Raw genomic sequence first — 21,142 nt, forward strand, 5'->3', positions numbered from 1 at the left:
GCTCGCGGCTAGAGCCCGTGGGTGCCCGAATAAGCGCTGCGTTCGGGTGATGTCCAACCCTGCAGCGACTCCGCAACCGGTTCATAAATTTCCACCTTGAGCGGGTAACAGGCTGTGCTGTCATCGGAATGACTGCTGCCGCAGTCGCCGCCGGGACAGGTGGACAACGCGCCAAGTAAATCGATCTCGGCAAAGAACTCGATAAAATCGCCCGGGCGCACCGGGCTTGCCTTCATGAAATACTGGTGCGTATCACGCGTGAACCCGGTGCACATGAAAACATTCATGACGTCATGCACATGCAACTCGGCTTCGCCAGGCGGCAGGTTTCTCTCAGCAACAAGCGCCCGCGTCAGGTTTGAGTGACAACAATGGTGGTAATCGACGCCCTTGAGCATGTAGTTGGTATAGGGGTCGCAACGTGTACCGATCACGTCATGCACCCCGCCACCGTCTTCATCCCAACCGTACCAGTCAAGCGTATCCCAGGTGATCGTCGCCATCGGGCGTAACCCTGGCAAGGTGCTCCACAGGCGATCGCCGGTACTGACGTGGGTAGCGTGCAGTTGCCGGGTTTTACCACTGAAGAAACGCTCGGAGAGATCATGGGCATTCCACAGATTGAGATCACCCACCTGCGGACCCTCGATACTGATGATGCGGAAAAAGGAACCGGCCGGTACCTCGAAGCATGCGCCATCTCGTGGTGGTACCGTGATCTCGGCAACCTTTTTAATCGTTGTACGCGCCTGTTGGTAAAGCACCAGGTTTGAATCGGGCAACTGGTCAACCTGGTAACAGACCAGGGGTTTTGCGGCACGACGCTCTGCCACATCTGTCGGGGGTTCATGGGGCGTAATTTGAGTCATTTTACTGCCTTGGGTAAATTCGAAGCAGTGTCCAGTTTACTGCAACCCGATTAGCCGGTCTCCCGCTAAAGGCCGGGTCAATCCTGCAACACACCATTTGTAACGCCGTTGGCCTGCGCAAGCGCGCACTGCGCCGGGGTCAGTTCCAGGCTTTCGGGACGCGTGCGTCCCTGCATCAGGTTGGCAACGCCCTCGACGTGCTCACCGTTGTTGGCAATGACGTGGTAAAGCTCGTGCGCAAGCGCGATCCCGGCGTCATCGACCCCGAGCATCAGCCACACACTCGGGGCCAGCCAGGGACGCATGCGCGTATTACCAGGACCGAAAGCCTCGCCATCAAATGCTGCCTGCATGCGGGTATCGCGCGCAAACACGACCGTAACGCGTTCACCGTCGACGGCTTCCAGCAGCGTGCGCGCGCTGCCGGTCGACAAATCACGCAGGTAGTCTTCTGCCTCGACAGCATAAATCGATACTTCGCCTGCAACGATGGCGCACTGCGCAAGGATTTCATATGCCTGCCGCACGGCCTGCCCTACCCGTTGTTGCACCCAGCGCGAATCGAGCACCACCACATCAAGCGCCAGGCCAAAGCCCGTCTCCGCCCGGGGCAGGTTGAGATCCGGGAGCGGTTGCTTAAGCACCGCTGCACCGGCGAGCGGGTCGGCGATATAACCGGTACTAACCCAATCGCGCGCACCCGGGCTGCTGTTGCCATAGCGGTTACGGAGTTCACGCTTGATATCGGTTGCATTCCATTGCGGGTGGGTCGCCTTGAGTCGGGCGGCCAGCGCGGTCACACGCGCTACGGCATAGCTCGACCCGGAGACGCGTGTCTCGCTACCGGAGTAGTCAAGTGCCGCCAGTCGTTCCGCCGGTACCAGGTAGTCGACCGAAATCCGGCCCCAGTTGGTGCGTTCAGCGGGCTGCACGAAATCATCCGCGGATGTCACCACGACCAGGTTATCCAGGTCGAGCGCGGCCGGGTAAACCGGGCGCTCGTCGATATCGCGCCCGTCGTTACCCGCCGAAACGATAAACAACATCTCTGGATGGTCGCGTGCAGCACGCTCGAAACTACCCCAGTCTGCGAGCCGGTTGCTGCCGAGCGGCATACCGAGGACGAAGACCTGGTTTTCCACGGCGTGCTCCACCAGTGCCTGCATGCGCGACATGTCGGGCCTCGGATAGCGATACGGCACCAGTTCGACAGCCGGTGCTTCGCGTAGCAGCAGCGACGCGGTGCGGGTACCATGGCGCTGCAGGAAGAACCCGGAATTAACCGGGTGCGCATCGTAGGGCAGATCATCCATGTCCCAGAAATCGTAACCAACCAGTTGCCCGTCAGCGTCCCTGGCGAGACGCTGATTGATTTCCGGTAATCGATAATTAACGCCTGAATCGACCATGCCGACCCGTACTGGTGTCGCATTACCCGGGTGTTTTAAAGGCTTGCCCGGTTTGCGCTCAAGCAGTTGCAGCGGTGGATTCAACCAGTCCGGTTCGCCCCTGGGTTCAAGCGCCACATCCAGCGTATCGATATTAATCGCCTGGCCGTGTTCGTTATAGTTTATCCTGCGCGCGACCTGCAAATCGCAATCAGCATCCAGGGACAACAGCACCAGCGGATCACCAAACTCGCCAAACAGCGAACTGACAAAACGTTGCTGACCTGCACGTACAATAACATCGAGTTCTACCCGGGCATTGTCATCGACCTCGAATCGATAGCGCGTGCCCACCGTCGTTTCACGAAACCTGATCTCGGACTCTACGACAGCGCCATTTGCAAATCCCGGCGCGGGCCCAGCGGTACCATCCCAGTCCTGGCAGGTTGCAGTCGCAAACTCGAGCAGGTTACCGGATTGCCACCCACTTGCTGCCACAGTGGCAAAAACCAGCAACAAGCCGACAGGAATGCGATGGAACTTCATTGATACATTTTGCGCGAGTAACGCTTAACTAGTCCAATCAAAACTTGCATGCGGTAGAATCCCGACCCATGATCGCCTTCTGCCTCGCCGTACTGCTATTGCTGGTCACGCCCGGACCGGGGGTTTTATCGACCGCCGGCGTCGGCGCCGCATTTGGATTTAACGCTGGCCTGCGCTACGTCACCGGCCTTTTTATCGGCACCAACCTGGTGGCGCTGATCGTGGTCTCGGGGCTTGCAGCCATTATCCTGGCTACACCCTGGGCGCGGAACACGCTACTGGTCGCATCGGCGATTTACCTGCTGTATCTTGCCGCACGCATCGCTTTTGCCGGCAAAAAAATAGCGTTCATTCACGCGGATGAAAAACCGGGGCTTGGTGCCGGCCTGCTGCTGCAGTTAATCAATCCCAAAGCCTACGCCGTGAACATGACCTGGTTCACCGGCTTCGTACTGTATCCGGGTTCGCTGCTCACCGAAACGCTGGTCAAGTTCCTGGTAATCAACCTGATCTGGGTACCGATTCACCTGGTCTGGCTCGCCGCCGGCAATATCGTGAACCAGCTGGACCTCAGCCCACAGACTCATTTCCGTATCAATTGCGCGATGGCGATCGCAATGGTGATTGTCGTCGGGCTTGCAATAATATCGTTGGTTTAGCCTTTACACTTCTACTGGATCAACCAGGTCAATAAAACATTTGACTTCAAGCTGCTATTGATCAGGAACTTTGCCACGCAGTTGCTTTGTCCTGCCGCGCTGAGTTTTGCTGTCCAGGCGTTTTCGTTGTGAGCTTTTTGATGGCTTGGTTGGCTTTCTCGCCTTTTGCACCACGGCTACCGCTTTAACCAGATCCTGCAGTCGCTCAAGTGCGGCCCGACGATTTTTCTCCTGGGTCCGGAATTGCTGCGCCTTGATAATCACGACGCCGTCCTTGCTGATTCGTCGATCGCGCAGGCCCATTAATCTTTTCTTGTAAAAATCGGGTAACGATGACGCACGGATATCGAAGCGCAGATGAATCGCCGACGAGACCTTATTGACGTTCTGCCCGCCGGCCCCCTGTGCGCGGATCGCCGACAGTTCGATTTCATCGTCGGGGATCGAAACGTTGCGTGAGATTTGCAGCACGGGCGTAATAGAGTCGGCAAACTGGAGGGCTTCAGGCTACCCGATCAAATCCGAAACCGCAAAACCAGATGCGCTAACGATATTCCGGGTTTCGCCGCACCTGCCCGGAATGACGGAAATGTTCTCAGGCATTGCGATCGGAGTTGATGACGTGCGCAAATCCCTCGAGGTCGAGCCGGTCTGGCCAGTCTTCCAGGTTAAGCGATAACTTGCGGCGCCAGTTGGGATACTCATCGATGGTGCCGGGCACGTTGACCTGGTTTGCTTCGGACAACAGGTCTTCGAGTTGAACCATTAACAACATTGACTGCGATCGTGCGAGATAGCGCTGTATCGATTGGGCCAGTTCGTCGTTAAAGTCCTCAGCACCATGATATTGACTTGTCGCTTCATCAGCGACCAGGCTTTCCCGTCGCAGCGCCGCCAGGATTTGATCGCGGTCCTGCTGACGGATTTGCCGCTGTTGGTTTCGGAAATCGCCAGACGGATATAAATCGAGTTGATCGCGTAAATCCAGATCGGATCCCTGCCAGAAGCCGCGCAGCGTTGGTAGGTCGTGCGAGCCCGAGGTACAAAGCGCATCGCGTGGATAGTCTGCCGGCGGCCTGATGGTTCCACGCTGCCAGTCTTTTTCGAAATAAAGCACTCGATAGGAAAATATTTTATTGATTTCAAGCGCATGACGAACATCGTCCGGAACGGTCCCCAGGTCTTCGCCGATGATAAGACAGTGATTACGCAGGCTTTCGAGCGCAAGAATTCCGAGCAAGTCCGAAAACGGGTAAGAAACATAGGTGCCCTCGTGGGGCGAGCATTCCGGTGGCACCCAGAACAAGCGCATCAATCCCATGATATGGTCGATCCGGAGCGCACCGGCATGACGCATGTTGGCGCGCAAGGTATGAATAAACGACCGGTAAGCCTGATCGCCAAGCGCTTTGGGCTGCGGTGGTGGTAGATCCCAGTTTTGTCCCTTCAGATTAAAATCGTCGGGGGGCGCACCAACACCCATACCCGGCGCATAACTCGGCTGATGCGCCCAACTCTGTGCCGAAGATTTTTCAATGCCGACCGCAAGGTCACGGTAAATGCCGATGCACATACCCAGTGCCTTACATTTTTCATGGACCGCAGCCAGCTGCAGCTCAGCGTTCCACTGCAGGTACTGGTGAAACTCGATTTTATCGCCACGCTCAGCAGCCCATACGGCTACCGTCTCTGAGCCCGGATCTCGGAAGGCTTCGGGCCATTTCTGCCACCTGTCGATATCGGCATTTTGCTGCAGAAAAAATGCCTGCAAAGCTTCGAATAGGGCGAACTTGTAGAGCTCGGTTCCCCCGTCCTGCTGAAATTGACCGAAGGCTTTAAACCGTTCCGAGTCGGAATCCCGGCCCTGTTGTTTGAACGCGTGGTAGAGCGATTCCAAGACATTTAGTTTGGCGGCCCATACCTTGCCATAATCGATCAACTCGAGTTCGCGTAATTCTTGCAGGATGGCCTGGAATTCCCCGGTTGCTACGCGCTGTCGTGTTTCAATATCATGTTTAAACTCATCGACGACCTCGATATCCAGGTAAACAGGATTGAGGAAGTCACGACTTGACGGACTATAAGGGCTTGCTTTTTCAGGGAGCTGCGAGAACAACGTGTGCAGCGGGTTCAGACCGAGCACGTTGACCCCGAGCGGGGCAAGCATCTCGATGAGTGAATGCAGGTCGGTAAAATCGCCAATACCCCAATTGCGCTTTGATCGCAGTGAAAATAGCTGGACACCAACACCCCATATTTTTTTACCCTCAACCAGTTCGGGTGGTCGATAGCAGGTGTCGGGCGCGACAATGAGAGTGGAATGCGCGCGCCGACCGCCAGCCGTCTCGATGTTTAGCTGGTGATAACCCAGGTTGTCGAACTCCGGAAGGGTCACTTCGAAACGCATCAATCGAGCCCCATCAAATACCGTTTCACCGACACTATCCTGTTGGTTAAGCACCCAGTTGCCGTGGACGCGTCGACCCGATTCCTCGCACAATTCCCAGCCGATGGGCGATGCTGCCTCAATTTCGTTAAGGATCAGGGTCAAGCGGCTGGGCGCAACGCTCTGTCGGTGAACCAACACTGCCGCGGTAACGTGCCGCCATTGTCGGGATTCGATTTCGCGAAGATTACGTTCAATATCGTCATCGTTGTCTAACGGCAAGTGCATTGCCTCGAGCAGGGTTTTTTTTACGCCGACGCCGGGCGCATGAAGCTGGCCACGAATATCGCGGTAATCGAGTGCGATACCGCTGGCGACGCAAAGCGCATCGAGTCCTTCGTAGTCGGTAATCGACATCGAAAATTTAACCTGTTTTCATGGCGGGTAAATTTTTACTGCAACTGGATTTTGAAGTTTTCATGTTAATTAGCCAGTCATGCGCCTGGGGCAATCACATTCGTAATTCGAACAACTGTACCGAACGCTGCTCGATCTCCACGGTTTCATTACCGTTGATCGGTGCTTCTGAACCTGCAGTGGTGAATATGCGGTGCCAGTGAAACTCGCTCTTTGGCAAGACAAATTCGACCGGTGTCGGATCGGCATTTAAAACGATGAGCAGCGCGGCTTCGGTCTCGCCGTCAAAGCGCGGATCTCTCGCGGGCAAGACTTCTGCCGCTAACAACATGGCGAGGAAGTTATGTTGGGTATCGTGCCAGTCGGAATCCTGCATGGTTTCACCGTCGGCACGTAACCACTGTATGTCGCTGAAACCACTGGGCTCGAACTGTTCCTCGCCATGCACGAAGCGGTCGCGGTGCAGCATTGGGTAATTTAACCGAAGACTGATCAGGCTGCGCACAAAATCGAGCAATTCTGATTCGTGCTCAAGCGCGGACCAGTCCAGCCAGGTAATCTCGTTATCCTGGCAATAAGCGTTATTGTTGCCCTGCTGGCTGCGCCCGAGTTCATCCCCGGCGAGCAGCATCGGGGTTCCCTGTGCGAGAAACAAAGTCGCCAGCAGGTTGCGGCGCTGGCGCTGGCGCAGCTGATTAATCTCCACATCGCCACTCGGACCTTCGACGCCATAGTTGTTACTAAAGTTGGCGTTATGCCCATCCTCATTGTTCTCGCCGTTGGCTTCGTTGTGACGTTCGTTATAGCTAACCAGGTCCGTGAGCGTGAATCCATCGTGGGTGGTGATCAGGTTAATGCTGGCCGAGGGCCTGCGACCATTGTGCTCGAACAGATCGCTCGAACCGTGCAGGCTGCGCGCCAGTTCAGGTAAAACGCCGGAGTCGCCGTGCCAGTAGCGACGCACGCAATCGCGAAAGCGGTCATTCCATTCCGACCAGCCAGGCGGAAAACCACCCAGTTGATAGCCCCCCGGTCCGATATCCCAGGGCTCGGCGATGAGCTTCACCTGCGAAAGCACCGCATCCGAATGAATGGCCTTGAAAAATTCGCTATAGCCATCAAAGCCTTGCGGCCCCCTGCCGAGACTGACCGCGAGATCGAAACGAAATCCGTCGACATGCATATCGATTACCCAGTGGCGAAGGCTATCGATAACCATCTGCAATACCCGCGGATGGTTAACGTTGAGCGTGTTGCCACAACCGCTATCGTTAATGTAGGCCCGCTTATCATCGTCCAGCAGACGATAGTAACTGGCATTGTCGATTCCGCGAAAGCAAAGCGTCGGGCCCGACTGGTCGCCTTCGGCCGTATGGTTGTAGACGACATCGAGAATGACTTCGATATTGGCTTCATGCAGACGCCGGACCATGGCCTTGAACTCGTTGCGATCCCCGTTTGACAGGTATCGTGTTTCGGCGGCGAAGAAACCGATGCTGTTATATCCCCAGTAATTCGTAAGCTCTTTTTTGACCAGGAAGTGGTCGTCGACAAAAGCGTGTATCGGCTGCAGTTCCAGCGCGGTAACGCCGAGTGACTTCAGGTAGGCAATGACGCTATCCGATGCCAGCCCTGCAAAACTGCCGCGTTGGTTTTCGTCTACTTCCGGGTTCAGCATCGTAAAACCGCGTACGTGGGTTTCGTAGATTACCGTTTGCGGCCAGGGTATCCGGGGCGGGCGATCATGGTGCCAGTCGAAAACTTCATTGACGACGACCGATTTCGGCACAAACCGGGCGCTGTCGCTGTCGTTAAAACTCAGGTCCTGTTCTTCGTCATCCAGTTCGAATCCATATACGGCATCATCCCACTGCAGTTTACCGCTCAGCTGCCTGGCGTAGGGATCGATCAATACCTTGTTTGGATTGAAACGGTGACCGCTCTGCGGGTCATAGGGTCCGTAGACGCGATAGCCATATACCGTACCGGGCCCGCAGCCGGTTAAATAGGCATGCCAGACCTCGCCGCTGTGTTCGAGTTCGAAGCGCTCGGTTTCGGTGTCGGTTTCGGCATCGAACAGGCACAGCTCGACTTTTTCCGCGTTAGCCGAGAACAGCGCGAAGTTCACCCCGTGGCCATCCCAGTCGGCACCGAGCGGTTGTGGTGTTCCACGCAACTTGCGGATCATGGTCAGTGACCGGGTTCCTTGACGGCTGATACCGGCTCGAGTCGCCAGATGTCTTCGTTGTATTCGCGGATGGTACGATCGGATGAGAAACGCCCGCTGGCCGCGGTATTGAGAATACTCATTTCGGTCCAGCGCTCCTTGTCCACGAAGGTGCTCGCAACCTGCCGCTGAGCAGCGACGAAACTGCTAAAGTCGGCGGCCGTCATCCACGCATCCTGTGGGCTCAAAATACTGTCTATGATCGGATTGAAAATACCCGGTTCCGTAAGGTTGAAGTGACCACTCTGCAGCACCTTCATAACCTCGCCCAAGTCATCGTCCGCGGCGACAATCGCTTTCGGATCATACTGCTTACGCGTTTTTGCAACCTCTTCGGCGTTCATACCGCAGAGGAAAAAATTATCGGCGCCCACGGCTTCACGGATCTCGATATTAGCACCGTCCAGCGTGCCGATGGTGAGCGCACCGTTGATCATGAATTTCATGTTGCCGGTACCAGAGGCTTCTTTGCCAGCAGTCGAGATTTGCACAGACAGGTCGCAACCCGGGCAAAGCGTTTCCATGGTGCTGACATTATAGTTGGGCAAAAATACCAGGCGTAACAGTCCCCGGGTTCGGGGATCAGCGTTAATCACCTCGGCGACATTATTGATCAACTTGATAATGAGCTTGGCCATGAAATAACCGGGGGCGGCTTTACCGCCGATCAGCACACAGCGCGGGGTCCAGTCGCCAGTATCGCCGTGATGAATCCTTTGTAACAGGTGAATCACGTGCAGTACGTTGAGCAGCTGACGTTTGTATTCGTGAATGCGCTTCACCTGCACATCGAAAATCGCATCGGGATAGAGGTCAATGCCGCAGCCCTCTTTAACCAGTTCAGCCACCTTCATCTTGTTGGCCTGCTTGACCGAACGCCAGGATTCGCGGAAAGCGGCATCGCTGGCTAAAGGAGCCAGGTTTCCGAGATGGTCGAGGTCGGTGATCCAGCCTTCTCCAATACTTGCCGTAATCAGCTTTGAGAGATCGGGATTGCAGGCCTTGAGCCAACGCCGCTGGGTAACGCCGTTGGTCTTATTATTGAGCCGGGTTGGCCAGAGTTCGTGAAAATCGCTGAACAGGCCCTGCTTCAACAGTTTCGAGTGCAATTCAGCAACGCCGTTCACCGAGTAACTGCCGACAATGGCGAGATGGGCCATACGCACGATTGGCTCGGGACCCTCGGTGATGATCGCCATGCGCTCACGGTAGCTTAAGTCCCTGGGCCAACGGGCCTCGATTTCAGCGATGAAACGGCTGTTAATTTCACGCACGATTTCCATGACCCGCGGCACCACCTGCTCGAACAGGCTAACCGGCCAGCACTCGAGCGCTTCCGGCAGCAGCGTGTGGTTGGTATAGGCCATGCAATTACTGGTAATGTTCCAGGCCGCTTCCCACTCGAGGCCATGGACGTCGATCAGCAGGCGCATGAGCTCGGCCACGGCAATGCTTGGGTGCGTGTCATTTAACTGGAAGCAGTGCTTGTCGGCAAACTGTTCAAAATTCTCACCGTGACGATTTACCCATTGCCTGAACACGTCCTTGAGGCTCGCCGAGGCTAGAAAATACTGTTGTCGCAGGCGCAGCTCCTTGCCACTTTCACTGGCATCGTTCGGGTATAACACCATGGTAATGTTTTCAGCCGCGGTCCTTGCGGCAACCGCTTCGGTGTAGCTGCCGGCATTGAACTCGCCCAGGTTGAATTCGTCGGTAGCGATGGCTGACCAGAGCCTCAGCGTGTTAACCGTTCCATTCTGGTAACCCGGCACCGGGATATCGAACGGAATCGCCAGCACGTCGTGGGTATCGACCCAGCGCGTGTGGCCGCGCCCATCCTCGTCGATATAACGTTCGACGCGCCCGCCAAACTGCACCGGCTGTTCGTACTCGGGACGCTCGATTTCCCAGGGGTGGCCGCCGCGTAACCAGGAATCCGGTTCCTCGACCTGGTGTCCATCTGTTATTTTCTGGCGAAACATGCCGTACTGGTAGCGGATGCCGTAGCCGATAACCGGCAGACCCAGGGTTGCACAACTATCGAGAAAACAGGCAGCAAGTCGCCCGAGGCCGCCGTTACCGAGCCCGGCATCGTGTTCGAGCTCGACAATCTCTTCTTCATCGAGGCCAAGCTGGTCGAGTGCCGCGCTGAACTCATCGCCGAGATCCAGGTTCAAAGCCGCGTTGCGCAGGCTGCGACCAAGCAGGTATTCCATCGACAGGTAACTGACCCGACGGCTGTCATGATGTTCGTAACCGTGACGGGTATTGTTAACGCCCACCATGAGACGATCGCGCAGCGTCATCGCCAGCGCGATGTACTCGTAATGCGGCGTACTCTGGTAATGATTACGTCCCAGGGTGTGACTGAAATAACGTCGAAAATCTTTCACCAGACTTTCGCTATCATAACCCGGTGGCGTGAGTACTGTGGTTTCAGTTTTGTTGTGCTTGCTCATGTTACTGGTATTCGATCTGGAAATTTCTGTTACTCAAGTGTCAGGATTAAAGTCGCTAAAGGCGGCAAGGTCAAACTCAAGGAATGGTCGCGTCCATGCACGGCAATCACTTCGGAGCTGACCTCACCGAGGTTGCCGACGCCGCTGCCACCGTAGACGCTGGCGTCGCTGTTGATTCGCTCCCGGTAGCGGCCCGCCACCGGCACACCGATACGATAACTGCTGCGGATCACCGGCGTCATGTTGCACACCGCAACCACCAGGTCGGCAGGATTCGAGCCGCGGCGTAAAAACGCAATCACGCCCTGCACGTTATCGCTACAGTCGATCCATTCGAAGCCCTCGGCACTGAAGTCTTTCTGGTAGAGCGCAGCGGTATCGCGATAAAAATGGTTCAAGTCTTGCACCAGGCGCTGGATACCGGCGTGCTCGGGTTGATCGAGCAAATGCCAGTCGAGCGAAATATCATGATTCCATTCGCGCTTCTGCGCGAATTCACCACCCATGAAAAGCAATTTCTTGCCCGGATGCGTGTACATGAATGCGTAGTAAAGCCGAAGATTTGAAAATGCCTGCCATTCGTCCCCGGGCATACGTGCGATCAAGGAACCCTTGCCGTGCACCACTTCGTCGTGAGAAAGCGGCAGGATAAAGTTTTCGCTGAACGCGTACAGCAGCCCGAATGTCAGCTTGTCGTGGTGGTAGCGTCGATGCACCGGGTCCTCGCCGAAGTAGCCCAGGCTATCGTGCATCCAGCCCATGTTCCACTTGTAACTGAAACCGAGTCCACCCGCGTAAACCGGATGCGAGACGCCCGGCCAGGCAGTCGATTCTTCCGCCATGGTGACCGCGCCGCTGGCATGCACCTGTTCATTCATCAGGCGTAAAAATGCTACTGCCTCCAGGTTTTCATTGCCGCCGTATTGATTCGGTATCCATTCACCCCGTGCGCGCGAGTAGTCGAGGTAGAGCATCGACGCGACGGCATCGACCCGCAACGCATCGATGTGGTATTCCTCGACCCAGAACAGGGCGTTGGCGATCAGGTAGTTGACAACCTCGGGGCGGCCGAAATTAAAAATCAGCGTACCCCAATCAGGATGTGCCCCCTGGCGCGGGTCGGCATGTTCGTAGAGATGCGTTCCGTCGAACTGGCCGAGGCCGAAGTCGTCGCGCGGAAAATGCGCCGGGACCCAGTCCATGATCACGCCAATGCCCTGTTGATGACAGCTATCAACGAAAAACTTGAAATCTTCCGGGTTACCGAAACGGGAGGTCGGTGCAAACAATCCGACGGGCTGGTAGCCCCAGGAACCTTCGAAGGGGTGTTCGCTCACCGGCAACAGTTCGATATGGGTATAACCCATGTCCCTGGCATAAGGCACGAGGCTTGAGGCGAGTTCACGGTAGCTCAATACCTGGTTGCCGTCAGCCTGCCTGCGCCAGGAGCCGAGATGAACCTCGTAAATCGACATGGGCTGATCGAGCGTGCTGCTATTACGCCGGTTGCCGATCCAGTCAGCATCCTGCCAATGGTAGTCATCGTCGTACACGATCGACGCGTTACCCGGTGCCTGTTCCATTTGGCGCGCGAAAGGATCTGCCTTCAGCGGTAATCGCTTTCCGTCGGCGTCGAGTATCTCGTACTTGTAGTAATCACCGGGACAAAGACTCGGGATAAAGATATCCCAGACACCACCCGTAGGGTGGCGCCGCATCGGGTGGCGACGACCGTCCCAGCCGTTGAACAGGCCGATCACGCTGACGCGACTTGCAGCAGGCGCCCACACCGCGAAATGCACACCCTTGACGCCGTCGATTTCAATAACGTGGGCACCGAGTTTGTCCACGAGGTTTCGCAGTTTCCCTTCCCGCATCAAGTGGCGGTCGAGATCACCAAACGGTGACGCGAAACGGTAGGGATCTTCGATGACGTAACTGTGATCGTTTTCAAACAGGCGTAGCCGATAGGAAGCAATCGGCAAAGGCAGACGCGCTTCGAACAGGCCATCGCCATGCACCCGCTGCATCTTCACCAGCACTTCGTCGTTGGCATCGACGAGCTCCATCGCCCGGACCTGTGGTTGCCAGCTGCGCACCGTCCAGTTTTTTCTGGCGCCATGCGGGCCCAGAATTTTAAACGGGTCACCGTGCCGGCCTTGCGCAATGGATTCGTAATTGGATTCCAGGGTTGCCATGAGTCTGGTAGTTTATTTTTTCTGGTAAAGATGTTTCAAATAGGCATCGATGCTGTCGGCCCACTCGAATCTCGCGGCGGCGGCGGCCTTGCGCATGGACTGCCACCTGCCGGATTTTTTCTTAAACTGGGCAAGTGCACGCTGCACGGTCTTGACCAGCGCGTCGGCCTGTTCGGTCGGAGTTTCGCCGGTAAAGGCAAAACCAGTACTGTTATCTTTAACCGTATCGCGCAACCCGCCAACATGATGCACCAGGCAGGGCTGGCCTGCGCGCAGGGCCAGCATCTGGCTGATACCACAGGGTTCAAAAGAACTCGGCATGAAAAACAGGTCACCCTGCCCGTAGAGGGCTTCGGCAAGCTCGTCAGAGTACCCGCGCAGGAAGATGAAATTGCGGTGGGTTGCCATGGTCGCGTTTAAAAACTGCTCGCACTCGGGGTCACCCGAGCCAATCATCAGCAGCATACCTTCGTCGTCCAGTGCCTCGAGCGCCAGGTGCAACGCGGGTTGACCCGAAGTGGCTGGCTCGCGCATCAGGCCGACCTTCTGTTCGGTAATCCGACCAACGCTGGTGAGTAACATTGTCGGGCGTTTATCGGTGAGCCGCTCGAGCGAGTGATGTGCGATAAAATGCGTACTGGCCAGCTCCGTATTGAGACTCGCCCACTGCAGGATCAATTCGCGCATGCGCTGCAGTAAGGATGGCCAGTCGGGCAATGCCGGTGCAACCGCTGCCGGGTATTCGCAACCGTTGAGGATTCCGAACAGGCGCTTGTCATCGCTGGCCTTGCGCAGATCCAGTTCGAGACCCTCGCCACCGTGGCGCCCATGGTCGGGATCCTCCGGCCGCAGGATTTCCTCGGCATAACTCGGCGATACCGTGTGTACCACATCGGCGAGACGGATTGCGCTGGCCATGGGATTAACGCAGTCCGACCAGCGCGGGTCGGCCAGTTGACTGCGCTCGTAAACCAGGTCCGGGTACCACTCCTCGAGCGACGAGTCATCATTGGCAAAGGGTCGAACGCCCTGCACCGCAAGGTTATGGATGCTGTACACGCAGCGCAACTTCTGCAGTGCGCGATGACCAGTGTCATAACGCCGTAGAATAGCCAGGAAGGCCGTGTGCCAGTCGTTCAGGTGCAGCACGTCGAGATCGGCGAAAACTTTTTGTTCTACGGCTTCGGCAACGGCCAGGCAAAACAGCGCAAACTTGCCGGCATCGGTTTTAAAAGGTTGCCCGGGTGGATCGTCGCAATAGATTTTACCGACACCACAACTGCTGAATAAGGGATGCTCAACGACGTAATGCTGAACCTTGTCGGTGCCAATCCCGTCCAGTCGGTATAGTTTCAGCTTTTCGGTAGCGCCGCCAAAATTCACCTTGAGGGTTTGCAAGGGCTTCGCAGCTGCCAGGTTGCCGAACACGCCATAAGCCGGGGTGACGACCGAAACCGGACATTTGCGGCGCGCCAGTGCCGTTGGAATGTCATGCACGACATCACCAATACCGCCAACCTTGCCACCCGGTAAAGCGCCGTTTTCGGCCGCGACCATGAGAATGTGCGTCATCAGGTCACCACGTCCGGACTGCTGCGGCCGGTGTAATGTTCGATTCGTGCAAGCTGGCGCGCGAGGTCGATCATTTCACCGAGTGCATCCTGTGGGTTCTCGGACTGGTGCGACAGGTCGGTCTCGTGATCTTCGATGTAAACCCGCAGTGTTGCTCCCTGGGTACCGGTACCGGACAGGCGGAAGATAATACGGGCACCGTCGCGCATCAGAATGCGCAGTCCCTGGTGATCGCTTTGACTGCCGTCGACCGGATCGGTGTAGCTGAAATCATCGGCGAGCTCGATCTCGTAACGGCCAAAATGTTTCCCGGCCAATGCATCGACTTGTTGACGCAACGCTGCCATCAACGACTGTGCCGCATCGCTTGCTACGGCCTCGTAATCGTGGCGCGTATAGTAGTCACGGCCATACTGGCGCCAGTGCTGTTGCACGATATCGCTGACCGATTCGTCCCTGGCAGCGAGAATATTGAGCCAGAACAGGACTGCCCACAGTCCATCTTTCTCGCGCACGTGATTCGAACCGGTACCGAACGATTCTTCGCCGCATAATGTGATTTTGCCGGCATCGAGCAGGTTACCGAAAAATTTCCAGCCGGTTGGTGTTTCGAAACAGGGAATGTTAAGCCCGGTTGCGACGCGGTCCACCGCCTGGCTGGTCGGCATGGAACGGGCCACGCCCGCGAGCCCGCTGCGGTAGCCCGGTACCAGCGTGGCGTTAGCAGCCAGCACCGCCAGACTGTCGCTCGGGGTCACGTAGAAGTTCGCGCCCAGAATCATGTTGCGGTCACCGTCACCATCAGACGCCGCGCCAAAATCAGCCGCGTCGGCGCCGCTCAATTGTCGCAGTAACCCGGGTGCATGGGCGAGGTTCGGATCCGGGTGCCCACCACCAAAATCCTGCAGCGGCGTGCCGCGTACCACGCTGCATTCGGGGGCGCCCAGCTTTTGTTCCAGAATGCGGTGAGCATAGGGACCGGTAATCGCGCTCATCGCATCAAACTTCAGTCTGAATGATCCACCGGTCAGCAGCTCCCTAATTTGCTGGAAGTCGAACAATTGCTCCATCAATTGCGCGTAATTGTCCACCGGATCTATCACCTCGATGTGCATGTCACCCAGCTGTTGACTACCGATATGGCCGAGATCGATGCGGGTCGATTCGAGGATATGATATTGCTCGATTTCCCGGCTATGCTGAAAGATCGCAGTCGTCAGCTCTTCACTGGCCGGCCCCCCGTTGGCGCTGTTGAACTTAATGCCGAAATCTGCATCCGGACCACCGGGATTGTGGCTGGCGGACAGGATAATTCCACCAAAAGCCCTGTATTTACGAATAACGCAGGATGCTGCCGGTGTTGACAGCAGACCGTTTTGCCCCGCGATCACCTTATTAAATCCATTCGCGGCAGCCATCCTGATAATTATCTGCAAGGCCTCGTCGTTATAAAAACGCCCATCGCCTCCGACGACCAGGGCCTTGTCACCGAGCTCATCCGCATCGTTTGTGGTGGCGTCGAAAATCGACTGCACAAAGTTCTCCAGGTAATGCGTCTGCTGAAATACGCGTACTTTTTTGCGCAGCCCCGACGTACCCGGTTTCTGATCGCCAAACGGACGGGTGGCGATCGTTTTTCGATTCGTCATGCTGTGCTACCTTCTTGCGTGGGTCGGCTGATTCAACATATCGGGCGTTACCAGGACAATGCCTTTTTCGGTGACCCGAAAACCGCGCTGTTTATCCTGTTCAGGGTCTTCGCCAATCACCATGTCGGGCTCAATCGTACAACCTCGATCGATGATGGCCTTGTTGATGCGGACGTTACGGCCGATTTCGACATCGGGCATAATAACGCTATCGTGTATTTCGCCGAAGGAATGAATCCTGACGTTGGAGAACAGCAACGAGTTCTTGACCAGTGAACCCGAAATCACGCAACCACCCGAAACCATCGAGTCGATTGCCACGCCGCGACGGTCTTCCCGGTCAAATACGAACTTGGCCGGCGGCAGCTGCACCTGGTGCGTCAGGATCGGCCAACTGGAATCGTAAAGGTTCAGCTCGGGTGTCACGTTAACGAGCTCCATGTTGGCTTCCCAGAAAGCATCCAGCGTGCCGACATCCCGCCAGTAGGTGCGTTCTCCGGTGTCCATGTCGCGAAACGGGTACGCGAATACCTGATACTTTTCGATAATCGACGGGATAATGTCTTTGCCGAAATCGTGTCCGGATTTTGAGTCGTCGGCATCCTTGATCAATTGCTCGTACAGGAACTCGGTGTTGAACAGGTAGTTTCCCATCGACGCCAGGCAGAGTCCCGGCTGCCCGGGCATCGGCGCTGGATTGGCCGGTTTTTCATTGAACTCGATGATACGACCGGATTCGTTGACGGTCATGACGCCAAAGGCGTCGGCTGCTTCCTCGAGTGGCACTTCGAGACAGGCGATCGTCATATCAGCCCTGGTTTTCGCATGCGTGGCGATCAGGTCGCCATAGTCCATTTTGTAAATATGATCACCCGATAAAATCAGCACGTATTCAGGTTGGTGCGTACGCATGATATCGAGGTTTTGATAGACCGCGTCGGCGGTGCCCAGGTACCACTCGCCGCCGGCACGCTGCGAAGCGGGGAGTATTTCCACGAATTCGTCCAGCTCGCTATCGAATCGGCTCCAGCCGCGAACCAGGTGCCTGATCAGGGAATGGGCCTTGTACTGCGTCAACACACCTATCCGGCGAATACCCGAGTTGATGCAGTTCGACAGCGGGAAATCGATAATGCGGAACTTGCCGCCAAAGGGGACCGCGGGCTTGGCGCGCCAGTCGGTCAGTTCGTAGAGTCGGGAGCCGCGGCCCCCGGCAAGCACCAGCGCGAGCGTCTGGCGGGTGAGGCGACTGACAAAGCGTGTATGGTTCTGAGTTTTCATATGGTTACAGGCAGGACTCTGAATACGGTACCGGTCGCACCTCAGTTCGGCCTTTAAATCGGCCAATGGTACTAGGTTGAAGCGAAAAAGATACCTCCGGCCTTGGATCGATCTCGATAAACGTTTGATATTACAGACAATACGCCGATCTGCTAGACGACCGAAATCTTGATTAACGATCTAACCTGGTAATCACCGAGGACCCTGTTTGCACTCAAATTGTGCAAGCGCGAAGCGCTGAAATTTTCTCTCTGCAAGCGACTATTGACGCAATTGTGCCCTGAGCACTGTAAGTCGAGGAGGCGGTATCGCCACCACGGCCGGTCCAATTGGTACGAAAGAATTCGCCACAAGCCCGGTCGGTACACTCGTAGGTATGCGCGCCGAAATAATCCCTTTGTGCCTGCAGCAGGTTGGCGGGCAGGCGTTCCGAACGGTAACCATCGAAATAACTCAGCGTGGATGTTTCGACGGCTTCACGCATCAGTAAATAGCCCTGTGCGTAAGACACGATTTTCGAAGCCAGCAACGCTTGTCGAATATCATCGATAAAAGTTGAATATCGGTAATTCAGACCTGCCGGCTTAAGGTCTTGATCTCCTCGATCAGTCGGATTACGTTGTCCTTGATCGTATTACGAACCTCACCAAATCCGACCTCGTCCATATGTTTTGGGTCCGGTATCAGCCAGTCCTGTCTATTTTTCGCCCGCACAAAGGGGCATTCGTCACCACAACCCATGGTAATAACATATTCGAACTCTACTTGTGGAATGTCATCCAACGATTTTGATTCGTGGGCCATCAAGTCATATCCAATATCATGCATGGCGCTTATGGCTTTTTCATTTACAAAACCTGAGGGGCGTGAACCACTTGAGTATGAGTCGATTACGCCTGTCCCATAAATTTTTGCGAATGCTTCTGCCATCTGACTGCGACAGGAATTTTCAATGCAAACGAACAGGACTTTTTTCATTAGCGACATCCCCGTGCTTTATTTGAAGAGCAAACAATACTCCATCACAAATCATATGATAATGACTGGTGTCAAAATACAAGGTTTACGGCTTGCGATTAATAATGCTACTTTCGGCGTTTGATCAGCTGCCGGGTACTACATGTTTTACAAAACCAGCGAACCTCATGATCTACCGCATAATCCTTTTAAGAGTTGCGTGGCGCCGCGACCCATTGCCTGGGTGAGTTCAATCCATCCCGATGGGACGGTAAATCTCGCGCCCTTTAGTTTTTTTAACGCGATCGCGAGTGATCCACCCATGGTGATGATTTCCTTTAATGGCTATCACGAGCATGGTGGCGAAAAAGACACCCTCTATAACATTAAATCGAGCGGTGAATTCGTCGTCAACATGGTGCCGCTGGCGCTCAAGGACGTAATGAATATCACCACCGCACCGGTGGCGCACGAGGTCGATGAACTGGCGCTTGCCGGGTTAACCACCGAGGACTCGGTGCTGGTGAAATCACCCCGCGTTAAGGAGGCTCCCATTCACCTGGAATGCACTTTGCACCAGGAAATCAAGCTCCCCTGCACGCTCGAGAACAGTATCAATACCATGATCATCGGTAACGTAATTGGAGTTCATATCGAAGACGAAGTGCTCACCGACGGCATGGTCGACCTGTCAAAGATCCAGCCCCTTGCGCGTTTGGGTTACCTGCAATACAGCGCAGTCGAAGATCCGTTCGAAATGGTACGTCCGCAAGACGAGTAACATCAGCCGTTGTCTTCGACAGACAGCGACTCCAGAAATCCCGACGGCAGGTTGGAAGCAAAACTGGCGAGTCCGTTTTTAAGGAAATGTTCGCGCATCGGTTGACCATTCCCGGTCAAGGCCCGCATTTCCGATTCGGGAGTCGATTTCTCGACGGACGGCCAATGGCCCGGCTGCAGCCCGGAACCTTCCGCGGCGATATCCAGCGGATCGTCCTCACTGATGGCGGGGGCCTGCTCCAGGTCCATGAACTGCCAGGTCGCCTCCAGCGGTATATTATTGTGCGGGTCATAAAAATAAATCGACCAGAACAAACCGTGATCGACCGCACCCTCGACCTCGATTCCGGCGGCCTCGACGCGATCCTTGAGGGCAAATAAATCCTCCCTCGACTCCACGGCGAACGACACGTGATCAAATCCCAGTGGCAGGCTGGTGCGATCGCCGGGAAATTTTCGATTCATGACTGTCGCCCCATCATATTCGAAAAACGCAACATGGGTTTCCCCGTCGGCAAGCTGGAAGAAGTAATGCCGGTAACCATCGTGGCCAATCCCGGCGCTTAGTTTCAAACCCAGCAGATCCCGATAAAAACGAATGGTGGTCACCATGTCGTCAGTGATGAAAGCAAGATGGTTGATGCCCTGAAGACTCATAGCGATGCCTCGTTTTTTCGATCTGAAATGCCTGTTGAGAGACTCCTGATTGAAAAGGCTATCACAAGTTTTATTGACAGGCTTGCGTATTTAGCTCCCGCTATACGCAGGCCGGCGCGCGGTCACAGGAATGTGACCTTCATGATAGTGATATTTACAGCCGGGATCGAACCAGGGCTAACAATATAATAGCCTGGGGTCCTCGAACCTGAGTTACTTTAAAACTGACTAGCTCAGATGCTCGATTATTTTTTGCGCCTTTGAGTTGTTTTCTTCTTTGACGAACTTTTCTTCGCTGGCTTCTTTTTCGGCGATCTCTTCTTTGCCGAACTCTTCTTTGCCGGCTTCTTTTTCAGCGGTCTCTTCTTTGGTGACTTCTTCTTCGACAGCTTCTGTTTCTTGAGCCTCTCCTTACGTAATTTCTCCTTGCGTTGTTTCTCCTTGCGCAGCTTCTCTTTGCGTTGTTTCTCTTTGCGTTGTTTCTCCTTGCGCAGCTTCTGTTTGCGTTGTTTCTCCTTACGCAGCTTCTCTTTGCGTTGTTTCTCCTTGCGCAGCTTCTGTTTGCGTTGTTTCTCCTTACGCAGCTTCTCTTTGCGTTGTTTCTCCTTGCGCAGCTTCTCCCTGCGTTGTTTCTCCTTGCGCAGCTTCTCTTTGCGTTGTTTTTCGCTCGTTTTCTTGGTTGATTTATTGACTGCGGCTTGCCTATGTTTTTGTAGGCCCCGGTTTACTGCGGTACTGGTGGCCCTGGTTCTGCCCGCACGAGAAGCAGAAACAATTCTCTTCGCCGCTGCAATCACTTTGGCGGACCGCACCTTGCCGAATCCCGGCACCTGGGCCAGTTTATCAACCGCGGCGCCTGCGATTCCCTCGGCTGTTTTGAAACCATGCTTGATCAGAATTTTTCCGGTACTTGGACCGATGCCCTGTATATCAGTGATTGCTGTTGTCATTTTTTCTCCCCCTCGGAATAGGTGCCGATAATTTTTAATCATCTTCAGGCTGTTTTGCAATTGACTAGTTGACCTGCATCAATACAAGAACAGGTTAAATCGGGAACAGGCATTGCTTCGATTGGCCGAAAAATGAGCAAATCACCC

At 55.3% G+C, this 21,142-nt stretch carries 15 protein-coding genes and 1 pseudogene; 2 read left to right on the forward strand and 14 right to left on the reverse strand.

Annotated elements, in window-relative coordinates:
• Positions 1-8: 8 nt before the first annotated feature.
• Both OES20_02605 and OES20_02610 read right to left on the reverse strand, forming a co-directional pair.
• Entirely contained in the window at positions 9-869 is an 861-nt protein-coding gene (locus tag OES20_02605) for a DUF1989 domain-containing protein (GenBank protein MDH3633572.1), read from the reverse strand.
• A 77-nt stretch (positions 870-946) separates the two neighbouring features.
• Entirely contained in the window at positions 947-2,803 is a 1,857-nt protein-coding gene (locus OES20_02610; protein ID MDH3633573.1) for a S8/S53 family peptidase, read from the reverse strand.
• A 68-nt stretch (positions 2,804-2,871) separates the two neighbouring features.
• Here OES20_02610 and OES20_02615 point away from each other — a divergent pair, with 68 nt between their 5' ends.
• A complete protein-coding gene (locus OES20_02615; GenBank protein MDH3633574.1) occupies positions 2,872-3,462 on the forward strand; it encodes a LysE family transporter in 591 nt (196 codons plus the stop codon).
• 54 nt (positions 3,463-3,516) lie between these two features.
• Here the strand turns inward: OES20_02615 and arfB are convergent, their stop codons facing one another.
• The 10 genes and pseudogenes from arfB to OES20_02665 all read right to left on the reverse strand — a co-directional run bounded on the left by arfB (position 3,517) and on the right by OES20_02665 (position 18,629).
• Positions 3,517-3,933, reverse strand: coding sequence for an alternative ribosome rescue aminoacyl-tRNA hydrolase ArfB (gene arfB / locus OES20_02620; GenBank protein MDH3633575.1), 417 nt, complete (start codon positions 3,931-3,933; stop codon positions 3,517-3,519).
• 124 nt (positions 3,934-4,057) lie between these two features.
• On the reverse strand, positions 4,058-6,265 hold the full coding sequence (gene malQ, locus OES20_02625) for a 4-alpha-glucanotransferase (protein ID MDH3633576.1): 2,208 nt from the start codon (positions 6,263-6,265) through the stop codon (positions 4,058-4,060).
• Positions 6,266-6,359: 94 nt separating this feature from the next.
• On the reverse strand, positions 6,360-8,453 hold the full coding sequence (glgX, locus tag OES20_02630) for a glycogen debranching protein GlgX (protein MDH3633577.1): 2,094 nt from the start codon (positions 8,451-8,453) through the stop codon (positions 6,360-6,362).
• A 2-nt stretch (positions 8,454-8,455) separates the two neighbouring features.
• A complete protein-coding gene (locus OES20_02635) occupies positions 8,456-10,951 on the reverse strand; it encodes a glycogen/starch/alpha-glucan phosphorylase (GenBank protein ID MDH3633578.1) in 2,496 nt (831 codons plus the stop codon).
• Positions 10,952-10,980: 29 nt separating this feature from the next.
• The gene (gene glgB / locus OES20_02640) at positions 10,981-13,149 is read right to left on the reverse strand and encodes a 1,4-alpha-glucan branching protein GlgB (protein ID MDH3633579.1); all 2,169 of its coding nucleotides are present in this window, start codon (positions 13,147-13,149) and stop codon (positions 10,981-10,983) included.
• A 12-nt stretch (positions 13,150-13,161) separates the two neighbouring features.
• Entirely contained in the window at positions 13,162-14,721 is a 1,560-nt protein-coding gene (locus OES20_02645) for a glycogen/starch synthase (protein MDH3633580.1), read from the reverse strand.
• Positions 14,721-16,370: an alpha-D-glucose phosphate-specific phosphoglucomutase gene (locus tag OES20_02650; protein ID MDH3633581.1), complete on the reverse strand. Its 1,650-nt coding sequence runs from the start codon at positions 16,368-16,370 to the stop codon at positions 14,721-14,723. The genes OES20_02645 and OES20_02650 overlap by 1 nt, the downstream gene beginning before the upstream one ends.
• A 6-nt stretch (positions 16,371-16,376) precedes the next feature.
• Positions 16,377-17,651, reverse strand: a complete 1,275-nt coding sequence (gene glgC, locus OES20_02655) for a glucose-1-phosphate adenylyltransferase (protein MDH3633582.1) — start codon at positions 17,649-17,651, stop codon at positions 16,377-16,379.
• A gap of 286 nt (positions 17,652-17,937) precedes the next feature.
• Positions 17,938-18,204, reverse strand: a pseudogene (locus OES20_02660) (hypothetical protein).
• A 17-nt stretch (positions 18,205-18,221) separates the two neighbouring features.
• Positions 18,222-18,629 carry an arsenate reductase ArsC gene (locus OES20_02665; GenBank protein ID MDH3633583.1) on the reverse strand — a complete coding sequence of 136 codons (408 nt, stop codon included), beginning with the start codon at positions 18,627-18,629 and terminating at the stop codon, positions 18,222-18,224.
• 142 nt (positions 18,630-18,771) lie between these two features.
• Here OES20_02665 and OES20_02670 point away from each other — a divergent pair, with 142 nt between their 5' ends.
• Positions 18,772-19,389, forward strand: a complete 618-nt coding sequence (locus tag OES20_02670) for a flavin reductase family protein (GenBank protein ID MDH3633584.1) — start codon at positions 18,772-18,774, stop codon at positions 19,387-19,389.
• Between the two features lie 2 nt (positions 19,390-19,391).
• On the opposite strand, the gene OES20_02675 is transcribed toward OES20_02670, so the two are convergent.
• On the reverse strand, positions 19,392-20,045 hold the full coding sequence (locus tag OES20_02675; protein MDH3633585.1) for a VOC family protein: 654 nt from the start codon (positions 20,043-20,045) through the stop codon (positions 19,392-19,394).
• A gap of 245 nt (positions 20,046-20,290) precedes the next feature.
• Entirely contained in the window at positions 20,291-20,995 is a 705-nt protein-coding gene (locus tag OES20_02680; protein ID MDH3633586.1) for a helix-hairpin-helix domain-containing protein, read from the reverse strand.
• Between the last annotated feature and the right edge of the window lie 147 nt (positions 20,996-21,142).

Source organism: Gammaproteobacteria bacterium (assembly GCA_029862005.1).
GTDB lineage: Bacteria > Pseudomonadota > Gammaproteobacteria.

Bases quoted from the DNA above. Each gene is read 5' to 3' on its own strand.
- OES20_02605 (MDH3633572.1), bottom strand. From the start codon at position 869: ATGACTCAAATTACGCCCCATGAACCCCCGACAGATGTGGCAGAGCGT.
- OES20_02610 (MDH3633573.1), bottom strand. From the start codon at position 2,803: ATGAAGTTCCATCGCATTCCTGTCGGCTTGTTGCTGGTTTTTGCCACT.
- OES20_02615 (MDH3633574.1), top strand. From the start codon at position 2,872: ATGATCGCCTTCTGCCTCGCCGTACTGCTATTGCTGGTCACGCCCGGA.
- malQ (MDH3633576.1), bottom strand. From the start codon at position 6,265: ATGTCGATTACCGACTACGAAGGACTCGATGCGCTTTGCGTCGCCAGC.
- glgX (MDH3633577.1), bottom strand. From the start codon at position 8,453: ATGATCCGCAAGTTGCGTGGAACACCACAACCGCTCGGTGCCGACTGG.
- OES20_02635 (MDH3633578.1), bottom strand. From the start codon at position 10,951: ATGAGCAAGCACAACAAAACTGAAACCACAGTACTCACGCCACCGGGT.
- glgB (MDH3633579.1), bottom strand. From the start codon at position 13,149: ATGGCAACCCTGGAATCCAATTACGAATCCATTGCGCAAGGCCGGCAC.
- OES20_02645 (MDH3633580.1), bottom strand. From the start codon at position 14,721: ATGACGCACATTCTCATGGTCGCGGCCGAAAACGGCGCTTTACCGGGT.
- OES20_02650 (MDH3633581.1), bottom strand. From the start codon at position 16,370: ATGACGAATCGAAAAACGATCGCCACCCGTCCGTTTGGCGATCAGAAA.
- glgC (MDH3633582.1), bottom strand. From the start codon at position 17,651: ATGAAAACTCAGAACCATACACGCTTTGTCAGTCGCCTCACCCGCCAG.
- OES20_02665 (MDH3633583.1), bottom strand. From the start codon at position 18,629: ATGAAAAAAGTCCTGTTCGTTTGCATTGAAAATTCCTGTCGCAGTCAG.
- OES20_02670 (MDH3633584.1), top strand. From the start codon at position 18,772: ATGTTTTACAAAACCAGCGAACCTCATGATCTACCGCATAATCCTTTT.
- OES20_02675 (MDH3633585.1), bottom strand. From the start codon at position 20,045: ATGAGTCTTCAGGGCATCAACCATCTTGCTTTCATCACTGACGACATG.
- OES20_02680 (MDH3633586.1), bottom strand. From the start codon at position 20,995: ATGACAACAGCAATCACTGATATACAGGGCATCGGTCCAAGTACCGGA.